This window comes from Pseudoduganella rivuli, from assembly GCF_009674485.1.
In the GTDB taxonomy this organism is placed as follows: domain Bacteria; phylum Pseudomonadota; class Gammaproteobacteria; order Burkholderiales; family Burkholderiaceae_D; genus Rugamonas; species Rugamonas rivuli_B.
In genome coordinates, this window is sequence record NZ_WKJJ01000013.1 from 1 (window position 1) to 16,251 (window position 16,251).

The 16,251-nt window shown below is 62.5% G+C and carries 15 protein-coding genes and 1 pseudogene; 9 read left to right on the forward strand and 7 right to left on the reverse strand.

Annotation, left to right across the window (positions count from 1 at the left end):
* Positions 1 to 703, forward strand: a pseudogene (locus tag GJ700_RS35030) (hypothetical protein); the annotation flags it as partial.
* 55 nt (positions 704 to 758) lie between these two features.
* On the opposite strand, the gene GJ700_RS20170 reads toward GJ700_RS35030, so the two are convergent.
* Both GJ700_RS20170 and GJ700_RS20175 read right to left on the reverse strand, forming a co-directional pair.
* A complete protein-coding gene (locus GJ700_RS20170; RefSeq protein ID WP_154377227.1) occupies positions 759 to 1,040 on the reverse strand; it encodes a flagellar protein FliT in 282 nt (93 codons plus the stop codon).
* A gap of 187 nt (positions 1,041 to 1,227) precedes the next feature.
* Positions 1,228 to 2,055, reverse strand: a complete 828-nt coding sequence (locus GJ700_RS20175) for an HDOD domain-containing protein (RefSeq protein ID WP_154377229.1) — start codon at positions 2,053 to 2,055, stop codon at positions 1,228 to 1,230.
* A 232-nt stretch (positions 2,056 to 2,287) separates the two neighbouring features.
* Here GJ700_RS20175 and GJ700_RS20180 point away from each other — a divergent pair, with 232 nt between their 5' ends.
* From GJ700_RS20180 to GJ700_RS20190, 3 genes are all read left to right on the forward strand, one after another.
* On the forward strand, positions 2,288 to 4,309 hold the full coding sequence (locus GJ700_RS20180) for a M13 family metallopeptidase (RefSeq protein WP_154377231.1): 2,022 nt from the start codon (positions 2,288 to 2,290) through the stop codon (positions 4,307 to 4,309).
* Between the two features lie 10 nt (positions 4,310 to 4,319).
* Positions 4,320 to 4,931, forward strand: a complete 612-nt coding sequence (locus tag GJ700_RS20185) for a class I SAM-dependent methyltransferase (RefSeq protein ID WP_154377233.1) — start codon at positions 4,320 to 4,322, stop codon at positions 4,929 to 4,931.
* Between the two features lie 95 nt (positions 4,932 to 5,026).
* The gene (locus GJ700_RS20190; protein WP_154377235.1) at positions 5,027 to 5,218 is read left to right on the forward strand and encodes a CsbD family protein; all 192 of its coding nucleotides are present in this window, start codon (positions 5,027 to 5,029) and stop codon (positions 5,216 to 5,218) included.
* A 54-nt stretch (positions 5,219 to 5,272) separates the two neighbouring features.
* Here GJ700_RS20190 and GJ700_RS20195 read toward each other — a convergent pair whose 3' ends face one another.
* Both GJ700_RS20195 and GJ700_RS20200 read right to left on the reverse strand, forming a co-directional pair.
* Positions 5,273 to 7,495 carry a S9 family peptidase gene (locus GJ700_RS20195; RefSeq protein ID WP_154377237.1) on the reverse strand — a complete coding sequence of 741 codons (2,223 nt, stop codon included), beginning with the start codon at positions 7,493 to 7,495 and terminating at the stop codon, positions 5,273 to 5,275.
* 222 nt (positions 7,496 to 7,717) lie between these two features.
* Positions 7,718 to 9,142 carry an MATE family efflux transporter gene (locus tag GJ700_RS20200; RefSeq protein ID WP_154377239.1) on the reverse strand — a complete coding sequence of 475 codons (1,425 nt, stop codon included), beginning with the start codon at positions 9,140 to 9,142 and terminating at the stop codon, positions 7,718 to 7,720.
* A gap of 159 nt (positions 9,143 to 9,301) precedes the next feature.
* Here GJ700_RS20200 and GJ700_RS20205 point away from each other — a divergent pair, with 159 nt between their 5' ends.
* Positions 9,302 to 9,970 (forward strand): beta/gamma-crystallin, encoded by a 669-nt coding sequence (locus tag GJ700_RS20205; RefSeq protein ID WP_154377241.1) that lies wholly within the window; start codon positions 9,302 to 9,304, stop codon positions 9,968 to 9,970.
* Between the two features lie 12 nt (positions 9,971 to 9,982).
* Here GJ700_RS20205 and GJ700_RS20210 read toward each other — a convergent pair whose 3' ends face one another.
* Positions 9,983 to 10,657 carry a chemotaxis protein CheD gene (locus tag GJ700_RS20210; RefSeq protein ID WP_154377243.1) on the reverse strand — a complete coding sequence of 225 codons (675 nt, stop codon included), beginning with the start codon at positions 10,655 to 10,657 and terminating at the stop codon, positions 9,983 to 9,985.
* Between the two features lie 241 nt (positions 10,658 to 10,898).
* Here GJ700_RS20210 and GJ700_RS20215 point away from each other — a divergent pair, with 241 nt between their 5' ends.
* From GJ700_RS20215 to GJ700_RS20225, 3 genes are all read left to right on the forward strand, one after another.
* Entirely contained in the window at positions 10,899 to 11,267 is a 369-nt protein-coding gene (locus tag GJ700_RS20215; RefSeq protein ID WP_154377245.1) for a response regulator, read from the forward strand.
* Positions 11,264 to 12,943, forward strand: coding sequence for a methyl-accepting chemotaxis protein (locus GJ700_RS20220; RefSeq protein ID WP_154377247.1), 1,680 nt, complete (start codon positions 11,264 to 11,266; stop codon positions 12,941 to 12,943). Before GJ700_RS20215 ends, GJ700_RS20220 begins: the two co-directional genes overlap by 4 nt.
* Before the next feature lie 150 nt (positions 12,944 to 13,093).
* Positions 13,094 to 14,200 carry a protein-glutamate methylesterase/protein-glutamine glutaminase gene (locus GJ700_RS20225; RefSeq protein ID WP_154377249.1) on the forward strand — a complete coding sequence of 369 codons (1,107 nt, stop codon included), beginning with the start codon at positions 13,094 to 13,096 and terminating at the stop codon, positions 14,198 to 14,200.
* A 9-nt stretch (positions 14,201 to 14,209) separates the two neighbouring features.
* On the opposite strand, the gene GJ700_RS20230 is transcribed toward GJ700_RS20225, so the two are convergent.
* Entirely contained in the window at positions 14,210 to 14,464 is a 255-nt protein-coding gene (locus GJ700_RS20230; RefSeq protein ID WP_154377251.1) for a hypothetical protein, read from the reverse strand.
* A gap of 112 nt (positions 14,465 to 14,576) precedes the next feature.
* Positions 14,577 to 15,494, reverse strand: a complete 918-nt coding sequence (locus tag GJ700_RS20235; RefSeq protein ID WP_154377253.1) for a LysR family transcriptional regulator — start codon at positions 15,492 to 15,494, stop codon at positions 14,577 to 14,579.
* 109 nt (positions 15,495 to 15,603) lie between these two features.
* Here GJ700_RS20235 and GJ700_RS20240 point away from each other — a divergent pair, with 109 nt between their 5' ends.
* Complete coding sequence (locus GJ700_RS20240; protein WP_154377255.1) at positions 15,604 to 16,218, forward strand: FMN-dependent NADH-azoreductase; 615 nt, start codon at positions 15,604 to 15,606, stop codon at positions 16,216 to 16,218.
* Positions 16,219 to 16,251: the final 33 nt, after the last annotated feature.

The window sequence follows — 16,251 nt, forward strand, 5'->3', positions numbered from 1 at the left end:
TGCACCGTCGGAGGCGGCGCTGATCGCGGCCCGGGCGCGGGCCGCCGCGGAGCGGGAAGCGCTGGCGCGCCGCGCCGCTTATGGGACTGACTTGGTGCGCACTGCGCCGCAGCGCAGTGCGCCTGCGCCCGCCGCCTGCGTGCCGGGCAAGGCCGGCAACCAGGCCAAACAGTGCGTGGCGCTGGACCAGAAAAACACGGAGCTGAACGCCAAGATCCACGACCTGGAAGGCAAGGTGCAAGCATTGCAAACGGCGCTTGGCGCGCCGGGTTCTGCGCCGGCGCGCCAGGCGCCCGGCGCCACGCCAGCCGCAGTGCCCCCTTCGGCTGCAACCGCCGGGGGGGCTGCTTCAGCCGCTTCCGCCGCATCGGCCACCTCGGCGCCGCCAACCGCGTCCGCGCCTGCGGCCAGTACGCCAATGAACCCGGCTGGTTCCGTGATCCCGCCTTCGAACGGTACGAATGGTACGAACGGCAAGAAAGAACGCCGCTCCGGCCTGAACGCCACCACGCAAATCCTGCTGGGCGTGGTCGCTGCGCTGGCCGTGCTGGGCGGTCTCGTGTACCTGGTGCGCAAGAATAAGCTGGCGCTGCCGAAGGAAAAGCTGATGTTCTGGAAGCGGTGGAAGCGGAACAAGCCGGACGAGGCGGAGATGCCGGCGGCGGAGCCGCAGGAACCCGTGATGGACAAGGACGGGGAATAAGCCCAGCAACAAAAAAGCGCCTCGCGGGCGCTTTTTTTACAGGAGAATCAGGGACTTACTGGCAAACGCCTGGCACCTGGTTCAGCCATGGCTCGGTCACGTCGCGGATGGCGCGGTCGTTGGCGAGAATTTGTTTCAGCAGGGCGATCTTGCGGGCGCGGGCATCGCCTTGTTGGGCTGGCACCGTCACACCGGCAGTGACCGTCGCCACGGTGGCGGCAGTCTGGTTTTCCAGGCGGCCCAGGCTTTCCCAATCGCTGGCGCGTGCAGCCATCACCATTTTGCCAGTCAAACCGGCAACATTTTCATACATGGAGAGGACTTCGTTCGAGGTCATGGCGTATCCCGGAAAGTGGAGTGGATTACTGCTTGTCTGGATTAACGTCATGCCTTCCGGGAACTTTAGGGTTTTCTTGAAAAAAATTGAAAATATTTTGAAAAAAGTTTTTGGCTAATCAAAACGACAAGATTGCGGACATAAAAAAGCGCGGCACGGGCCGCGCTGGCATTGTCAAAAGTGGAACTTATTTCACCAATTCTTCCAGCCCCGCGCTCAGTTCGCTTGGCGGCGGCATGTCGTCCAGCAGCGCATTGGGCGCCAGGCCCAGTTCGGCAGCCAGGTCTTCCGGATAGCAGGCGGCAATTTCTTCCGCCGACAAACCGTTTTCTTCCACGCGGGCGCGCCAGGCGGCCAAATGGATCACGCCGGACAGGTGCGTGGCTTCTTCATCGTTCAGCGGATCCGGGAAGGTGGCGATGGTTTCCGCGAAAACGTCCGGGAATTTCCAGCGGCGCGCCAGTTCGGCGCCCACGTCGGCATAGGTGAAGCCGAACGATTGCTGTTCGGTATCCAGGCGGCGCGGATCCAGCGGACCGGCAACCTTATCCAGCTGCATGGCCTGTTCCGGCATGGCGGCATGCACCACCAGTTGGCCGATGCCGTGCATCATGCCGATGGTGAACGCGAGGTCCGTATTTTCCTTGGTTTTCTTGGCAATCCACTTGGCCGCGCACGCCGTATACAGGCTGTAGCGCCAGAATTGTTTCAAGTCCAGGCCGGGCACGGATTTGAAACCGCTGACGAGGCCGGAGCTGATGACCAGCGTACGCACCGTCACGAAGCCCAGCATCAGCACCGCGTCTTCCACCGTGCCGATGCTGCGCGACACATGGTAATACGCGGAGTTGGCCAGCCGCAGCAGCTTGGCGCTCAGCACCGGGTCGGCCGACAGTTTTTTCGCGACTTCTTCCGTGGAGACGCTGGCTTTGTCAAAACTGGCGATCAATTCCTCGACGACTTTCGGTGCAGTGGGCAACGCGGTGGGATTCTGGAAAAGCGCTTCAAGTTTCATAGGGGGTCTCCTGTGGGAATGCGTTGCTGTAGATGAACTATATAGTGAATTTTTCCTCTGTTGGGGCTTTTTGTTGCAGTACTGCACCGCAGTGGACGATTCCTGCAGCCTGTCCGGGAATTTTGCAGTTTGTCGCATTGTGCGGGTGTCAAAATGCGGAACGCAATACAGTGCAGCCTGGCGTACCACGCCCTGAAAATAGTCAAAAAACATTAAAACAGGAACCCATTCCATGCACGCACCGATCAAGACCGCCATCAGCCTCGCGCTGTGCGGCGCACTCCAGCTTGTTACCGCCCATGCCGGCGCCGCCGACAACGCGGCGCCGGCCGCCGCCCCGGCCGCCGCTGCCGTTTTGCCCGGCGACGACTTCTTCAGCTACGCCAACGCGGAATGGCTGAGCTCGACGAAAATCCCGGACGACCGCAGCTCGTGGGGCGGCATGTCGCAACTGGCCGATGAAACCAACCAGCGCATCATCAAGCTGGTGGAAGCGGCGGCCGGTTCGTCCGATGCGGAAGCGAAGAAAGTGGGGGACTTTTACCGCGCGTTCATGAATGAAACCGCGATCGAAGCGCGGGGGCTGTCGCCGCTGACGCCGGCGCTCGACAAGATCCGCGCGCTGCGCGACAAGAAAGAATTGACGCGCGCGCTGGGCGAATCGATCCGCGCCGACGTCGACCCGCTGAACGCCACCAACTTCCAGACGGAAAACCTGTTCGGCCTGTGGGTGTCGCAGGGCTTGAACGATCCCAAGCACAACGTGCCTTACCTGCTGCAGGGCGGCCTGGGCATGCCGGACCGCGCTTATTACCTGGACGACAACGAACGCATGCACCGCCTGCGCACCGCGTACCAGGCGCACATTGCCGCCATGCTGAAACTGGCCGGCTTCAGCGACCCGGAAACCCGCGCCGCCCGCGTGTTTGACCTGGAGCGCAAGCTGGCGATGTCGCACGCGACACGCGAAGATTCCGCCGACATGGCCAAGTCCAACCACACGTGGTCGCTGCAGGATTTCGCGAAGAAGGCGCCCGGCATGGACTGGAACCTGTTCTTTGCCAGCGCCGGCCTGAAGGGCCAAAAACAATTCATGCTGTGGCATCCGACCGCCATGACGGGCGCGGCCAAACAATTGCAGGATTGTTCGCTCGATGCGTGGAAAGACTTCCTGGCCTTCCACACCATCAACCATAACGCCAACAACTTGCCGCAAGCGTTTGTCGACCAGTACTTCGACTTCTACGGCCGCACTTTGTCCGGCACGCCGCAATTGTCGGTGCGCTGGAAGCGGGGCCTGGCCGCGGTCAACAGCGCCATGCCCGATGCCGTCGGCAAGCTGTACGTGGCGCAGTACTTCCCGCCGCAAGCCAAGGCCAAACTGGACGGCATGGTAGCCAATATCGTCAAGGCCTTCCACCAGCGCATCGACAAGCTGGCGTGGATGGCGCCGGCCACGCGCAAGGAAGCGCATGCGAAGCTGGACGTGCTGTACGTCGGCGTTGGCTACCCGGATAAATGGACGTCGTATGCGCAGCTGGACGTGAAGGCGGACGATGCGTATGGCAACGCCGAGCGCGCGGAAAAGCTGTACACGGCGCAGCAACTGGCCAAGCTGCGCCAGCCGGTGGACCGCAAAGAGTGGTGCATGCCGCCGCAACTGGTCAATGCCGTCAACCTGCCGATGCAAAATGCGCTGAATTTCCCGGCCGCGATCCTGCAGCCGCCATTCTTTGACTTGAACGGCACCGATGCGGCCAACTATGGCGCGATCGGCGCGGTCATCGGCCATGAAATCAGCCACAGCTTCGACGACACGGGTTCGCAATTCGATTCGAACGGCCGCCTGCGCGACTGGTGGACCAAGGATGACGCTGCCCACTTCAAGACCGCGACGCAGGCGCTGGTGGCGCAGTACTCGGCCTACCAGGCGTTCCCGGACCTGGCGTTGAATGGCCAGCTGACCCTGAGCGAAAACCTGTCCGACCTGGCCGGCCTGGCGGCCGCGTATGATGCGTTCAAGGCCGCCAACCCGAATGCCGCCGACCGCGATTTCTTCCTCGGCTATGCGCGCAGCTGGCGCAACCTGGTGCGCGATGCATCGCTGCGCCGCCAGGTCATGACCGATGGCCACGCACCGTCCAAATGGCGTACCTATACCGTGCGCAACCTGGATGCGTGGTACAAGGCATTCGACGTGCGGCAGGGCCAGCAACTGTACCTGGCGCCGCAAGACCGCGTGCGCGTCTGGTAATGGAGGTGTGATGGATATCGGGCAGATCACGCAGGCGACACTGGCGCACTATGATCGCAGCGCGCAGCAGTTTTTCGAGGGCACGCGTGACCACGACGTGAGCCAGAATATCGCGGCGCTGCTCGAAGCCATCGAAGCCACGCCGCCGTTCCGCATCCTGGACCTGGGATGTGGACCGGGGCGCGACCTGAAACGCTTCACGGAACTGGGCCATATCGCCACCGGCCTCGACGGTTCGGCGGAATTCGTGCGCATGGCGCATGAGTACAGCGGGTGCGACGTGCTGCACCAGGATTTTGTCGATTTGCAGCTGCCCGAAGGGGCATTCGACGGCATCTTTGCCAATGCGTCGCTGTTCCATGTGCCGACTGCCGTATTGCCCGACGTGCTGCTGCGCTTGCAGGCGGCGCTGAAACCGGGCGGCGTCCTGTTCAGTTCCAATCCCCGTGGCAATAACCAGGAAGGGTGGAACGGCGCCCGCTACGGCAGCTACCACGATTACGATGCGTGGGCGGCCTATGTCACGGCGGCGGGATTTGCACCACTGCATCATTACTACCGTCCGCCGGGCTTGCCGCGCGACCAGCAGCCGTGGCTGGCAAGCTTGTGGCGCAAGTGTTAGTCGAGTGTTAGTCAACGTACGGAGCCGCACATACCCTCTGGCTATGATTTCCTTGGGCACACCATGTGGCGTGTGCGTACTTTCAGGAGGTCATCATGAACAAGGACCAGGTTAAAGGTAAAGCCAAGGAAGTGGCCGGCAAGGTGCAGGAAAAAGCCGGCAAGCTGGTGGGTAGTTCCGAGCAGCAAGCCAAGGGCTTGTCGAAACAGTCCGAAGGCAAGGTGCAGAAGGGTGTCGGCGACGCCAAGGAAGCCGTGAAGGATGCGATCGACCGCGGTAACCGCTGATCGGCCGCCGTACCCCGGCATGAAACCCGGCTCAGGCCGGGTTTTTTTGCTTTCTTAGTTGCTCTCAGGCTTCAGGTTCTTCTTGAAGAACGCTTCAATATTGCCGTACACGTGGCGCTGCGGCCCCTTGCCGGAAATGCCGTGTTTGGCGCCCGGATACGTCATCAATTCAAATTGCACGCCGCGGTTCACCAGCGCATCGATCATGCGCGTGGAGTTGGTGAACAGCACGTTGTCGTCGGCCATGCCGTGCACCAGCAGCAGCGGCGACTTCAAGCCGTCGACGTGGGCGAAGACGCTGCTTTGCGCGTAACCCTGCGGGTTGTCCTTCGGCGTGCTCATGAACTGTTCCGTGTAGTGCGTGTCATACAGTTTCCAGTCCGTCACCGGCGCCACCGACACGCCCATGGCGATCTTGTCCGACGCTTGCGACAACAGGCGCAACGTCATGAAACCGCCGTAGCTCCAGCCGAACACGCCGATACGCTTGGCGTCGACGAAGCGCTGCTGGCCCAGGAAGGCCACGCCCGTCAACTGGTCTTGCACTTCCACTTCGCCCAGGCGCTTGTAATTGGCGTCGGTGAATGCGCGCTCGCGGCGGCCGGAACCCCGGTTATCGAGGCGGAATACGACGAAGCCTTGCTGCGCCATGTACTGGTCGAAGTAATTGCCCCATTTGCGCGATACGTGCTGCGCGTGCGGGCCGCCATAGGTCGACAGGTAGACCGGGTAGCGTTTCGATGCGTCGAATTTATATGGCTTGATCATCGAGTAGTACAGGGTCTGGCCATCCTGCGCTTTCAATGTGCCGTATTCGGTGCGCAAGTGGTCGGCCTTGTACGGCGCGTACGGGTGCTTTGCATCGACCTTGTTTTCTTCCAGCCATGCGACCATGGCGCCGTCGGGACGGCGGATCGATACTTGCGGCGGCGTGTCCTGGTCGGAGAATGAATCGACAAACACTTCGCCATTGCGCGCGAACGCGGCATCGTGCCAGCCATCGGCCTGCGTAATGCGCTTGGGATTGGCGGCCGTGCTGCCATCGATTTGCAGCGCATACACTTGCTTGTCCGTCACCGCATCGCGGTTCGACGCGACATACACCTTGCCTGCCTTTTCATCGACCGCCAGCACGTTGTCGATACCCCATTCGCCCTTGGAAATCGCATGCAGCAGCTTGCCGTCCAGGTTGTACAGGTACAGGTGGTTGCGGCCGGAGCGCTCCGACGCCCAGATGAACGCATCGCGGCTCTTCAGGAAGCGCAAGTCATCGTGGATCGTGGTCCACGTGTCGGATTTTTCCGTGATCACCACGCGCTGCTGCAAGGTGGCCGCATCGACGGCCACCAGTTCCAGCGTCTTCTGGTCGCGGCTCTGGCGCTGGAAGGTCAGCGTGCGGCTGTTGGCGCTCCAGTCGGCGCGCACCAGGTAAATATCGGGGTTCGGGCCCAGGTCGACGTCCCGGATGTCGCCGGTGGCGGGCGACACGATTTTCAGTTGCACGGTCACGTTCGGATCGCCGGCGGCCGGATAGCGCTGTTCGATGACGTCGGTGCGGTCCGCGTAAATTTCAAAGCGGCGCGCAATCGGCACCTGCGTTTCATCGTAGCGTTTATAGGCAATCGCGCTGTCGTCCGGCGCCCAGTAGTAGCCGGTGCGCTGGCCCATCTCTTCCTGCGCGATGAATTCCGCTTCGCCGTTATGGATGGCGTCCTTGCCATCGGTGGTCAACTGGCGCTCCTTGCCGGTCGACAGGTCGATGACGAACAAGTTCTGGTTGCGCACGAACGAGACGTAGCGGCCTTGCGGCGAAATCTTCGGGTCCAGCACCTGGCCCGATGCCACCAGGCGGGCAGCGTCCGGCTTGGCCACGTCGATCAGGTACAGGTTGCCGGCGATCGGCACCAGCAATTGCTTGCCGTCCGGCGACCAGCTGTAATTCAAGATGCCTTTCAGGCTGGCCGTGCGTTCGCGTTCGCGGCGCGCTTTTTCCGCATCGGAGAGGTTTTCTTCGGGCACCAGGATTTTCGAATCCACCAGGCGGTGCGTGGTCTTGTCCTTCAGGTTGTATTCCCACAAGTCCATCTGGAACTGGTTGTCGTCGCGGCCCTTGAGGAAGGTGACGCGGGCGCCATCCGGCGATACCTTGAGGTTGCGGACGGCGGCGCCGGCCAGCGCCGGGTCGGCGTGGATACGGTCCAGGGTCAGGCGCTCGGCCGAAGCGGGGGAGGTGGCCAGCGTCGCCAGGGAAGCCAGCAGGGAAAGAATCAATCGCATGGGAATTCGCTCGTTAGGATAATTGCGGCAAGACAATACCAGACAGGCTGGCGGCAAGGGTTTGGAATACCGGGCAAAAAACCGTTCATCGTTCGGCTGGCAATGCCGATAGCGTTGCAAACTGTAGGGCGGATTGGTTTCATCAAGCCGCCATGCTTGCGCCAACACCAGCGCGCGCAGCATGGCAACGCCGGCACGGCGGCTCGATACACCCGATCCGCCCTACAGTGCGGCGGTCCGTGATCTGTGAGCAGGAGGGCGCGTGCAGTCACGCAAGCGCTGCAGCGACAGCACGTGCAGCGACCAGCTCAGCAGTACGGCGGCAATCGTCAGCCCCAGCACCAGCCCGATCCAGAACCCGGTCGCCGCCATCGGCGCGGCCGGCGCGAACGGCACCCAGGCCGGCGCCAGCCCCAGGATACAGCCCAGCGGCAGCGCAAAGACCCAGAATGCCAGCAACTGGATCAGCATCGGCTGGCGCGTGACCTTGTAACCGCGGATGGCGCACGACGCCGCCACCTGTGTGGCGTCGGACAGCTGGAACAGTGCGCCAAACAGCAGCAATTGCGCACACAGCGCCTGCACCGCCGTATCGGACGTGTAGGCCGCGGCAATCTGTTCGTTGAACAAGGCAATGCCGATGGCCGACAGCACGGCAAACGACAGCGACATGCCGACACCCACCCACGCGGCAAAGCGCGCCTGCGCGGCGTTGGCTTCGCCCATGGCCTGGCCCACGCGCGTGATGGCGCCGATGCCGAACGACAGCGGCGCCATGAACACCAGCGAAGCGAAGTTGAGCGCGATCTGGTGCGCCGATACTTCCACCACGCCGAAGCGCGCCACCAGCAGGCTGACGGCGCCGAACGCGGACACTTCGGCAAAGTACGTGATGCCGGTCGGCAGCCCCAGCTTCAGCATCGCGCGGATTTCCGGCCAGTGCGGCCATTCCCAGTGCGTGAACGGATACGTGCGGCGATAGGCGGGCGCCACCTTGAGCCACGCCAGCATGGCGCCCAGCATCAGCCACATGCACGCGCCGGTCGCGACGGCGCAACCGATACCGCCCAGTTTCGGCAAGCCGAAATGGCCGAAGATCAGCAGCCAGTTCACCACCACGTTGAACGCCAGGCCCAGCAGCGCGATCACCATCACCGGCTTGGTTTCATTGATGCTGGTGCTGTAGCCGTACAGCGCGCGGTAGGCCGCATACGCGGGCATGCCGATGCTGATGATGTGGACAAACAGCGTGGCGCGGTCGTTGACCTCTTGCGCCATCTGCAAATGGTCGAACAGCAAGGTGGCGGCATTGCAGGCCAGGGCGCCGAGGACACCGACGCCCAGCGCTTTCCACAGCGACTGGCGCACGGAGTGGGCAATCGCGCCGTAGTCCCCCGCGCCCACCTGGTGCGCCACGACGGAATTAATGGCCATCATGGTGCCCGTCACGGTGACGAGGATGATGGACCAGACCGACGCGCCCAGCGCCACCGCCGCCAGTTCCGTGGCGCTGGCGTGTCCCGTCATCGCCACGTCCGCCACCCCCATGCCCACGGTGGCCAACTGGCCCACCAGCACGGGCCACGCCAGTTGCCAAAGGGCGGCTGCTTCGCGGCGGATATTGGGGATGGTAAAAGTGGTGGGCATGGATATGCTGTTAAGAGAAACGGCCATTCTAGCGTAGGAATTTGCCGTAGGAATTTGTTACAACGTCGTGTAGGCTGGCGGATGAGTCAAGACGTTGACTAAAAATACAGCCGCACGACGGAATACAGCCGCAGCGGCGGGAACATAAGGAGCTAAAAAATGAAACATACAACCATACTGGCTTTGGCTGCCGCACTGATGGGGCAAATTGCCGCCGCCAGCGCGGGTGAAATGACCCTGTACGCACGCGATAATTTCCGTGGCGAGGAAGTGACGATCCGCGACGGCACGCGCAACTTGCGCGATGCCGGTTTTAATGACCGCGCATCGAGCCTGATCGTGCATTCCGGCGTGTGGGAAGTGTGCGCGGACAAGGACTTCGGCGGCTATTGCGCCGTGTTCGAGCGGGGCGAATATCCGAACTTGCGCAACTTTAACAACAGTATTTCGTCGGCCCGCCAGATCGAGCGCGGCGGCGGCCATGGTTACCGCGACCGCGACCACGACGGCCGCGACGACCGCCAGGAACGCCGCGAATGGCGCGAAGAGCAGCGCGACCGCCGCGTCGGCATGGACCGGCCCGACCCGATTGAATTGTTCGAGCATGCGCGCTTCGAAGGCCGCCGTGCTTCCTTCCAGGGCGAAACGCGCAGCATGCGCGGTGCGGATTTCAATGACCGCGCCAGCTCGATGGTGATTTATGAAGGCCAGTGGCAATTGTGCGAACACGACAATTTCGGCGGCCAGTGCGTGGTGTACGGTCCCGGCCGTTATGACAACCTGGGCAACATGAATGACCGGATTTCGTCGCTGCGCCGTATCCGTTGATTGGATGATTCGTTAAGTCAGTGAAAAGAACCGCAGCGCGCTGGTGACGGTGCGCTTGCCTTTGCCGGCGGCGGCGCCGTCCGGCTGGGCTGCCTGCACCAGCGCTTCCACGGCCTGCTGGCATGCGGCCTGCGTCAGTGTGGCATGCTTGCCGGCGCGCCCGGCGTGACCGACCCGCGCTTCTACCTGCAGTTCTTCCCGTACTTCGGCAAACTGGCCGGGCGCGACGTGGCGGCTCCACACGTTACCGCTCGCGATATCAAAAATAACACTGCGGTGCCCCGCACCGTACAGGCTTTCCGATACCACGGTGATGCCGTGCGCCCGCAGCAGGCGCAGTGCGACTTCGCCATTCTGGCGGCCGATACCCTGCGAGGTACCGGGGAACATTTGGCCGCCGCCGAAAATCTTCGCCTGGCATTCCGTCGGGTCGACGCCGATCGCCCGCAATTCGGACAGCATCAATTCCAGCGCTTCTTCGCCATAACGGCTGTTCAATCCCTCGGATTTGTCCTGGTTGCGCGACGACAGCAAAAAGTGCGACATGGTGCCGATTTTGCGTACCGGATGCCACAGCGTAATCGACACGCACGACCCCAGCAGCGTGCGGATGCGATGTCCCGCGCCGCCGACGAAGTATTCGCCGGGGAGCAGGAAGATGTCGGTGATGTCGGGATTGCGTGCCATGAACCTACTGTAGTCACGGCTGGGCGCTGCGTAACTTGTACTTTGGTGCAGTGGGGCAACACTTTATTGACAGTTCGATAGGGAATTTTGTCACATGTACCAAAGTACAGGTTACAAAGAAATACCCTGTGGATACAGTCTGACCCATTCAATTGATGCCTCATGCCATTGCGGGGAAATATGCCCGGCGCCGGCTGCGCCGGCTGCGGCTGATGAAAATAACGAACTCTGGAGAGTAAAAATGGCAAAAACCATCATGGTAGTGGATGACTCGGCGTCGCTGCGGCAAGTGGTCAATATTGCGTTGAAGGGCGCCGGCTATGACGTCATCGAAGCGGCCGATGGCCAGATCGCGCTGAACAAGCTCGACGGGCAAAAGGTCAACCTCATCGTTTGCGACGTCAACATGCCGAACATGGATGGCATTTCATTCGTGCGGGAATTGAAGCAAAAGGCCAGCCACAAGTTCACGCCGGTCATCATGCTGACCACCGAGTCGCAGGAAGAAAAGAAGCGTGAAGGGCAGGCGGCCGGCGCCAAGGCGTGGGTGGTCAAGCCATTCCGGCCGGAAGTGCTGCTGGGCGCCGTGCAAAAACTGGTGCTGCCATGACGGTGTTTGCGAGGTTCTCGGTCGCCGCCAGGCTGGGTGTCCTGGTGGCGGTCCTCAGCGCGCTGATGCTGGGTGTCGGTTATGCGGGACTGAAAGGGATGTATTCGAGTAACGAACGCCTGAAAACCGTGTATGAAGACCGCACCGTGGCGTTGGGCCAGTTGGCCAAAGTGGGCGACATGATGTTGCGCCAGCGCTATCGGACCTTGCAAACCACGCTGGGCAGCGCGGACGAAGTGGAGACCGGCCTGGCGGCGGCCGAGAACAACTATGCGGAATTCAAGAAGCAATGGGGCGATTACATTGCGACTTACCTGACGCCGGATGAAAAGAAGCTGACGGACGAATACCTGCCCGCGTGGAATACTTATCTGCAAAAGCGCCAGATGGTCGTGACGCTGCTGCGCAGCGGCAACATGAAGCAGGCACAGGAAACCATCAAGAGCCTGGACAAGGATTTTTATGTCGCGCTGGAATTGCTATACAAGTTGCGCGGGTTGCAGGAAACCGTGGCCAAGGAAGAATATGACGCGGCGGTGGCTGAATACAACGCCACGGTGCGCAGCAATGCCCTGTTGATGGGGGGCGGACTGGCGTTCTGCATTGTCCTGTCGTGGCTGCTGATCCGCAGCCTGGTGCGCCAGTTGGGCGGTGAACCGGCTTATGCGGCGCAAATCGTCAGCGAAGTGGCGCAGGGGAACCTGGCGGTGGAGATCCGCTTGCGCCATGGCGACCAGGGCAGCCTGCTGCATTCGATGAAAACCATGGTGGGCAAACTGTCGTCCGTGGTGGCGGAAGTGACGAGCAGCGCCCGGGTCCTGGCCGGCGCGTCCGAAGAAGTCAGCGCCACGGCGCAAGCGCTGTCGCAGTCGGCCAGCGAACAGGCGGCCGGCGTGGAACAGACCAGCGCCTCGGTCGAGCAAATGACGGCGTCGATTGCGCAAAATACCGAAAATGCCCGCGTGACGGATGCCATGGCCAGCAAGGCCGCGGCGGAAGCGGCCGAAGGCGGCGTGGCGGTGCGCTCGACCGTGGAAGCCATGACGCAGATCGCGAAGAAGATCGGCATCATCGACGACATCGCGTATCAGACCAATTTGCTGGCGCTGAACGCGGCGATTGAAGCGGCCCGCGCGGGCGAACACGGCAAAGGGTTTGCCGTGGTGGCGGCGGAAGTACGCAAGCTGGCCGAGCGCAGCCAGGTGGCGGCGCAGGAAATTTCCGAAGTCGCGACATCCAGTGTCGAACTGGCGCAAAAGGCCGGCAAGCTGCTCGACGACATGGTGCCGAACACCAAGCGCACGTCCGACCTGGTGCAGGAAATCACGGCCGCATCGGAAGAACAGTCGACAGGGTTGGGCCAGATCAATGCGGCCATCAGCCAACTGTCCGGCGCCACGCAGCAAAATGCGGCAGGTTCGGAAGAGCTGGCCTCCACGGCCGAGGAAATGAGCAGCCAGGCCGAAGAATTGCAGGCGGCGATATCCTTCTTCCGCGTGGCGGGCGCGCCGGCGCAGCCGGAGTGGCGTGAAACGCCGCCGGCGGCGCGGGTGGTGCCGATGCGCAAAGCCGCTGGCGCGGATAAAAGCCGTGTGACCACTGTGGCGAAGGCCATGCCCCGGGTGGCGCACTTCCCGGAGGGCGAGCCGGATGAAGCGCTGTTCACCCGCTTTTAATTCTTGGCCGACTATCCGCGGCGGTATTTGCCGGAAAGGGGCGGATCAGTACGACGGTACATTACTGGTGCAGCGTTCCTTGCGACAACGAGTACAATTCATGGAAATCAATCTGAACATGACGTAGCCGCAACTTTACCGGAAACCCGCATGAGCATACAGGTGTTGGTGGTGGACGATTCGGCCGTGGTGCGGCAAGTGCTGTCCGGTCTGCTCAATGCGGCGCCGGGCATCCAGGTCACGCATGCCGTGGCCGACCCGTTGCTGGCCATGGAGCGGATGCGCATGCACTGGCCGGACGTGGTGCTGCTCGATATCGAAATGCCGCGCATGGACGGCCTCACGTTCCTGCGCAAGATCATGAGCGAACGGCCGCTGCCAGTCGTGATTTGCTCGTCGCTGACAGCCGACAGCACGCAATTGTCGGTCGAAGCACTATCGGCCGGGGCCGTCGCCGTGGTCAACCGGCCGCGCGTCAATATCCGTGAATACATGGCGAGCCATGCCGATGAATTGATTGCCGCCATCCGCATGGCGGCCGGCGCCCAGGCGCAGTCGCCGGCGGAAGAACGCATACCGCGGCGCCTGGCGCTGACGACGCCGCCGCCATTGGCGCCGCCCCCCGCCAAACTGACGGCCGATGCCATCCTGCCGCCATGCGATGGCGGCGTCGTGCCGCCTTCGGAGCCGCTGGTCGCCATCGGGACATCCACTGGCGGCACGCAGGCGCTGGAACGGGTATTGGCGGCGCTGCCGCCGGACGCGCCGGGCATCGTCGTGGTGCAGCATATGCCGGAAAAATTCACGGGCGCTTTTGCCGCCCGGCTGGACAGTATTTGTGCGATTTCCGTCAAGGAAGCGGAATCCAACGACCGCGTACAGGCCGGCGTGGCGCTGATTGCGCCCGGAGGCAAGCACATGCTGGTGCGGCGCAGCGGCGCCACCTATTACGTCGACGTCATCGATGGCCCGCTGGTGAACCGGCACCGGCCATCGGTGGACGTGCTGTTCCGGTCCGTGGCCAAGAGCGCAGGCGCCAATGCGCTGGGCATCATCATGACGGGCATGGGCGACGATGGTGCGGCAGGCTTGCTGGAAATGCGCAAGGCGGGCGCCCGCACGGTGGCGCAGGACGAGAAAAGCTGCGTGGTCTATGGCATGCCGAAGGAAGCCGTGAAACTGGGGGCGGTCGACAAGAGCGTCCCGCTCGATGCGATCGAGCGGGAAATCGTCGCGCAATGCGCGCGGCTGGTGTAATCCGCTCGCTTAGCGGATTTCTTCATCGTGGCGGGTCTTGCCGCCTTGTGCGCGCTTGATGTCGTCTTTCCTGATGCCGGAGTTATAGCGCTGGTGTGTGCTGTCGCCCCGTGCGCCGGTGCCGCGGTCGCGGTGCGTGGTGCTGGCGGACGCTTCCCGTGCACTCTGCTGGTTCAACGCCGTGCCTTGCTGCATGCCCTGGGTGTTTTGCCATTGCATGTTTTTCTCGGTGCGCGCGGTTTTCATTTTCCGTTGCTTGCCCATGGTGATCTCCTGTTGAAATGGGTGATTTCATCGTAGGCCCGGTACACATGGCGCGCCATAGGACAGTCCCCCCGTGCCGCGTAGGAGCAGGCGCTACCGGTCTTGCACGGCATCAATACGCGTCGTGCGGCAGGCGGTGGTCGAGCTCGAGGAATTGCTGCATTAGCCAGCGTCCGGCCGGGCCCGGTTCTTCATCGTTGCGGCTGATGACGTACAGCGGGTACTGGAACGCTTTGCCGTCGGCCACGTCGAGCTGTACCAGGCGGCCGTTGGCCAGGTCGTCGCTGATCATGGCTTGCGGCATGCTGCCCCAGCCCAGGCCGCCACGCAGCAGCGCGTGCTTGGAACCGAGGTCGGCCAGCCGCCACGTGCGCAAGCCCAGCACGCCGTAGTCGCGGCCGGCCGTGAGCTGGCTGCGGTCCGTCAACACCAGTTGCATGTGCTCGCGCAGGGCGGCGGCGGGAATCTTGCCCGGCCACGACGCCAGCGGATGCGATGGCGCGCAGACCGGCATCATCGTGACTTCCCCGGCCGCGCGGCGCTCGATGGCGTCCGGCGGATTGACGACGCCGCCGCAAATGCCGATGTGGCACACGCGGTCCAGCACCAGCTGCGTGACGGCGCCCAGCGCTTCCGTGTGCAGCCGCATGGCCACGGCGGGGAATTCCTGCTGGAAGGCGTTCAAGATGCGCACCAGCAGGCAGGTGGGAAACATCACGTCCACCACCAGCGATACTTCCGCTTCCAGCCCGGCCGACAGCGCCTTGGCGCGCGAACGCATGCCGTCCACTTTCATGCTGATGGCGCGCGCATCGGCCAGCAGCGCCTTGCCCGCTTCCGTCAATTCCGGCTTGCGCCTGCTGCGGTCCAGCAGCGCGATATTCAACTGTTCTTCCAGGTTGGCGATGGTGTAGCTGATCACCGATTGCGTGCGGTGCAGCGCCCGCGCGGCGGCGGCAAAGCCGCCGTGGTCGATCACGGCGATAAAGACGCGCAACTGTTCGAGGGAGGGGAGGCCGGGATCTCGCATATCAAAAAAATCGATTGTTTTGATTGAAATTAACTGTATTCCATCGATATTAAACCCGAACTATGATGCACAGCAAGTCAACCCCGTTTATCCTTTAAGGAGCAGCATCATGGCAAACGTTCTCTACATCAACAGCAGTGTGCGTAGTTCCGGTTCGCTGTCGCGCCAGTTGTCGGCCGAATTCATCGCCAAATGGCAAGCCGCGAATCCTTCCGACACCATCGTCGAGCGCGACCTGGCGGCCAACCCGGTACCGCACCTGACGGAACAAATGATGGGCGCATTCTTCACGCCGGCCGAGCAGCGCAATGCGGAGCAGGCCTTCGTCGTGAAAACGTCCGACACCCTGGTGGCGGAATTGCAGGCGGCCGACGTGGTGGTGATCGGCGCGCCGATGTACAACTTTTCCGTCAGCTCCGGCCTGAAAGCGTGGATCGACCACGTGGCGCGCGCCGGCGTGACGTTCAAGTACGGTGAAAACGGCCCGGTCGGCCTGCTGACCGGCAAGAAAGTCATCGTGTTCACGGCCAGCGGCGGCGTCTACAGCGCCGGTCCGGCAGCCGCTTTCGACCACCTGGCCAGCTACCTGCGCGCCGTGCTGGGCTTCCTCGGTATGACGGACGTGCAATTCGTGCAGGCCGAAGGCGTGGCCATGGGTGAACAGGCGCTGGCCGATACGCTGGCGAAAAGCCGCACCGCCATCGAGGAACTGGTTGCCGCTTGAGGCATCCAGTAACAGGGTATGATGCGGCTTTGC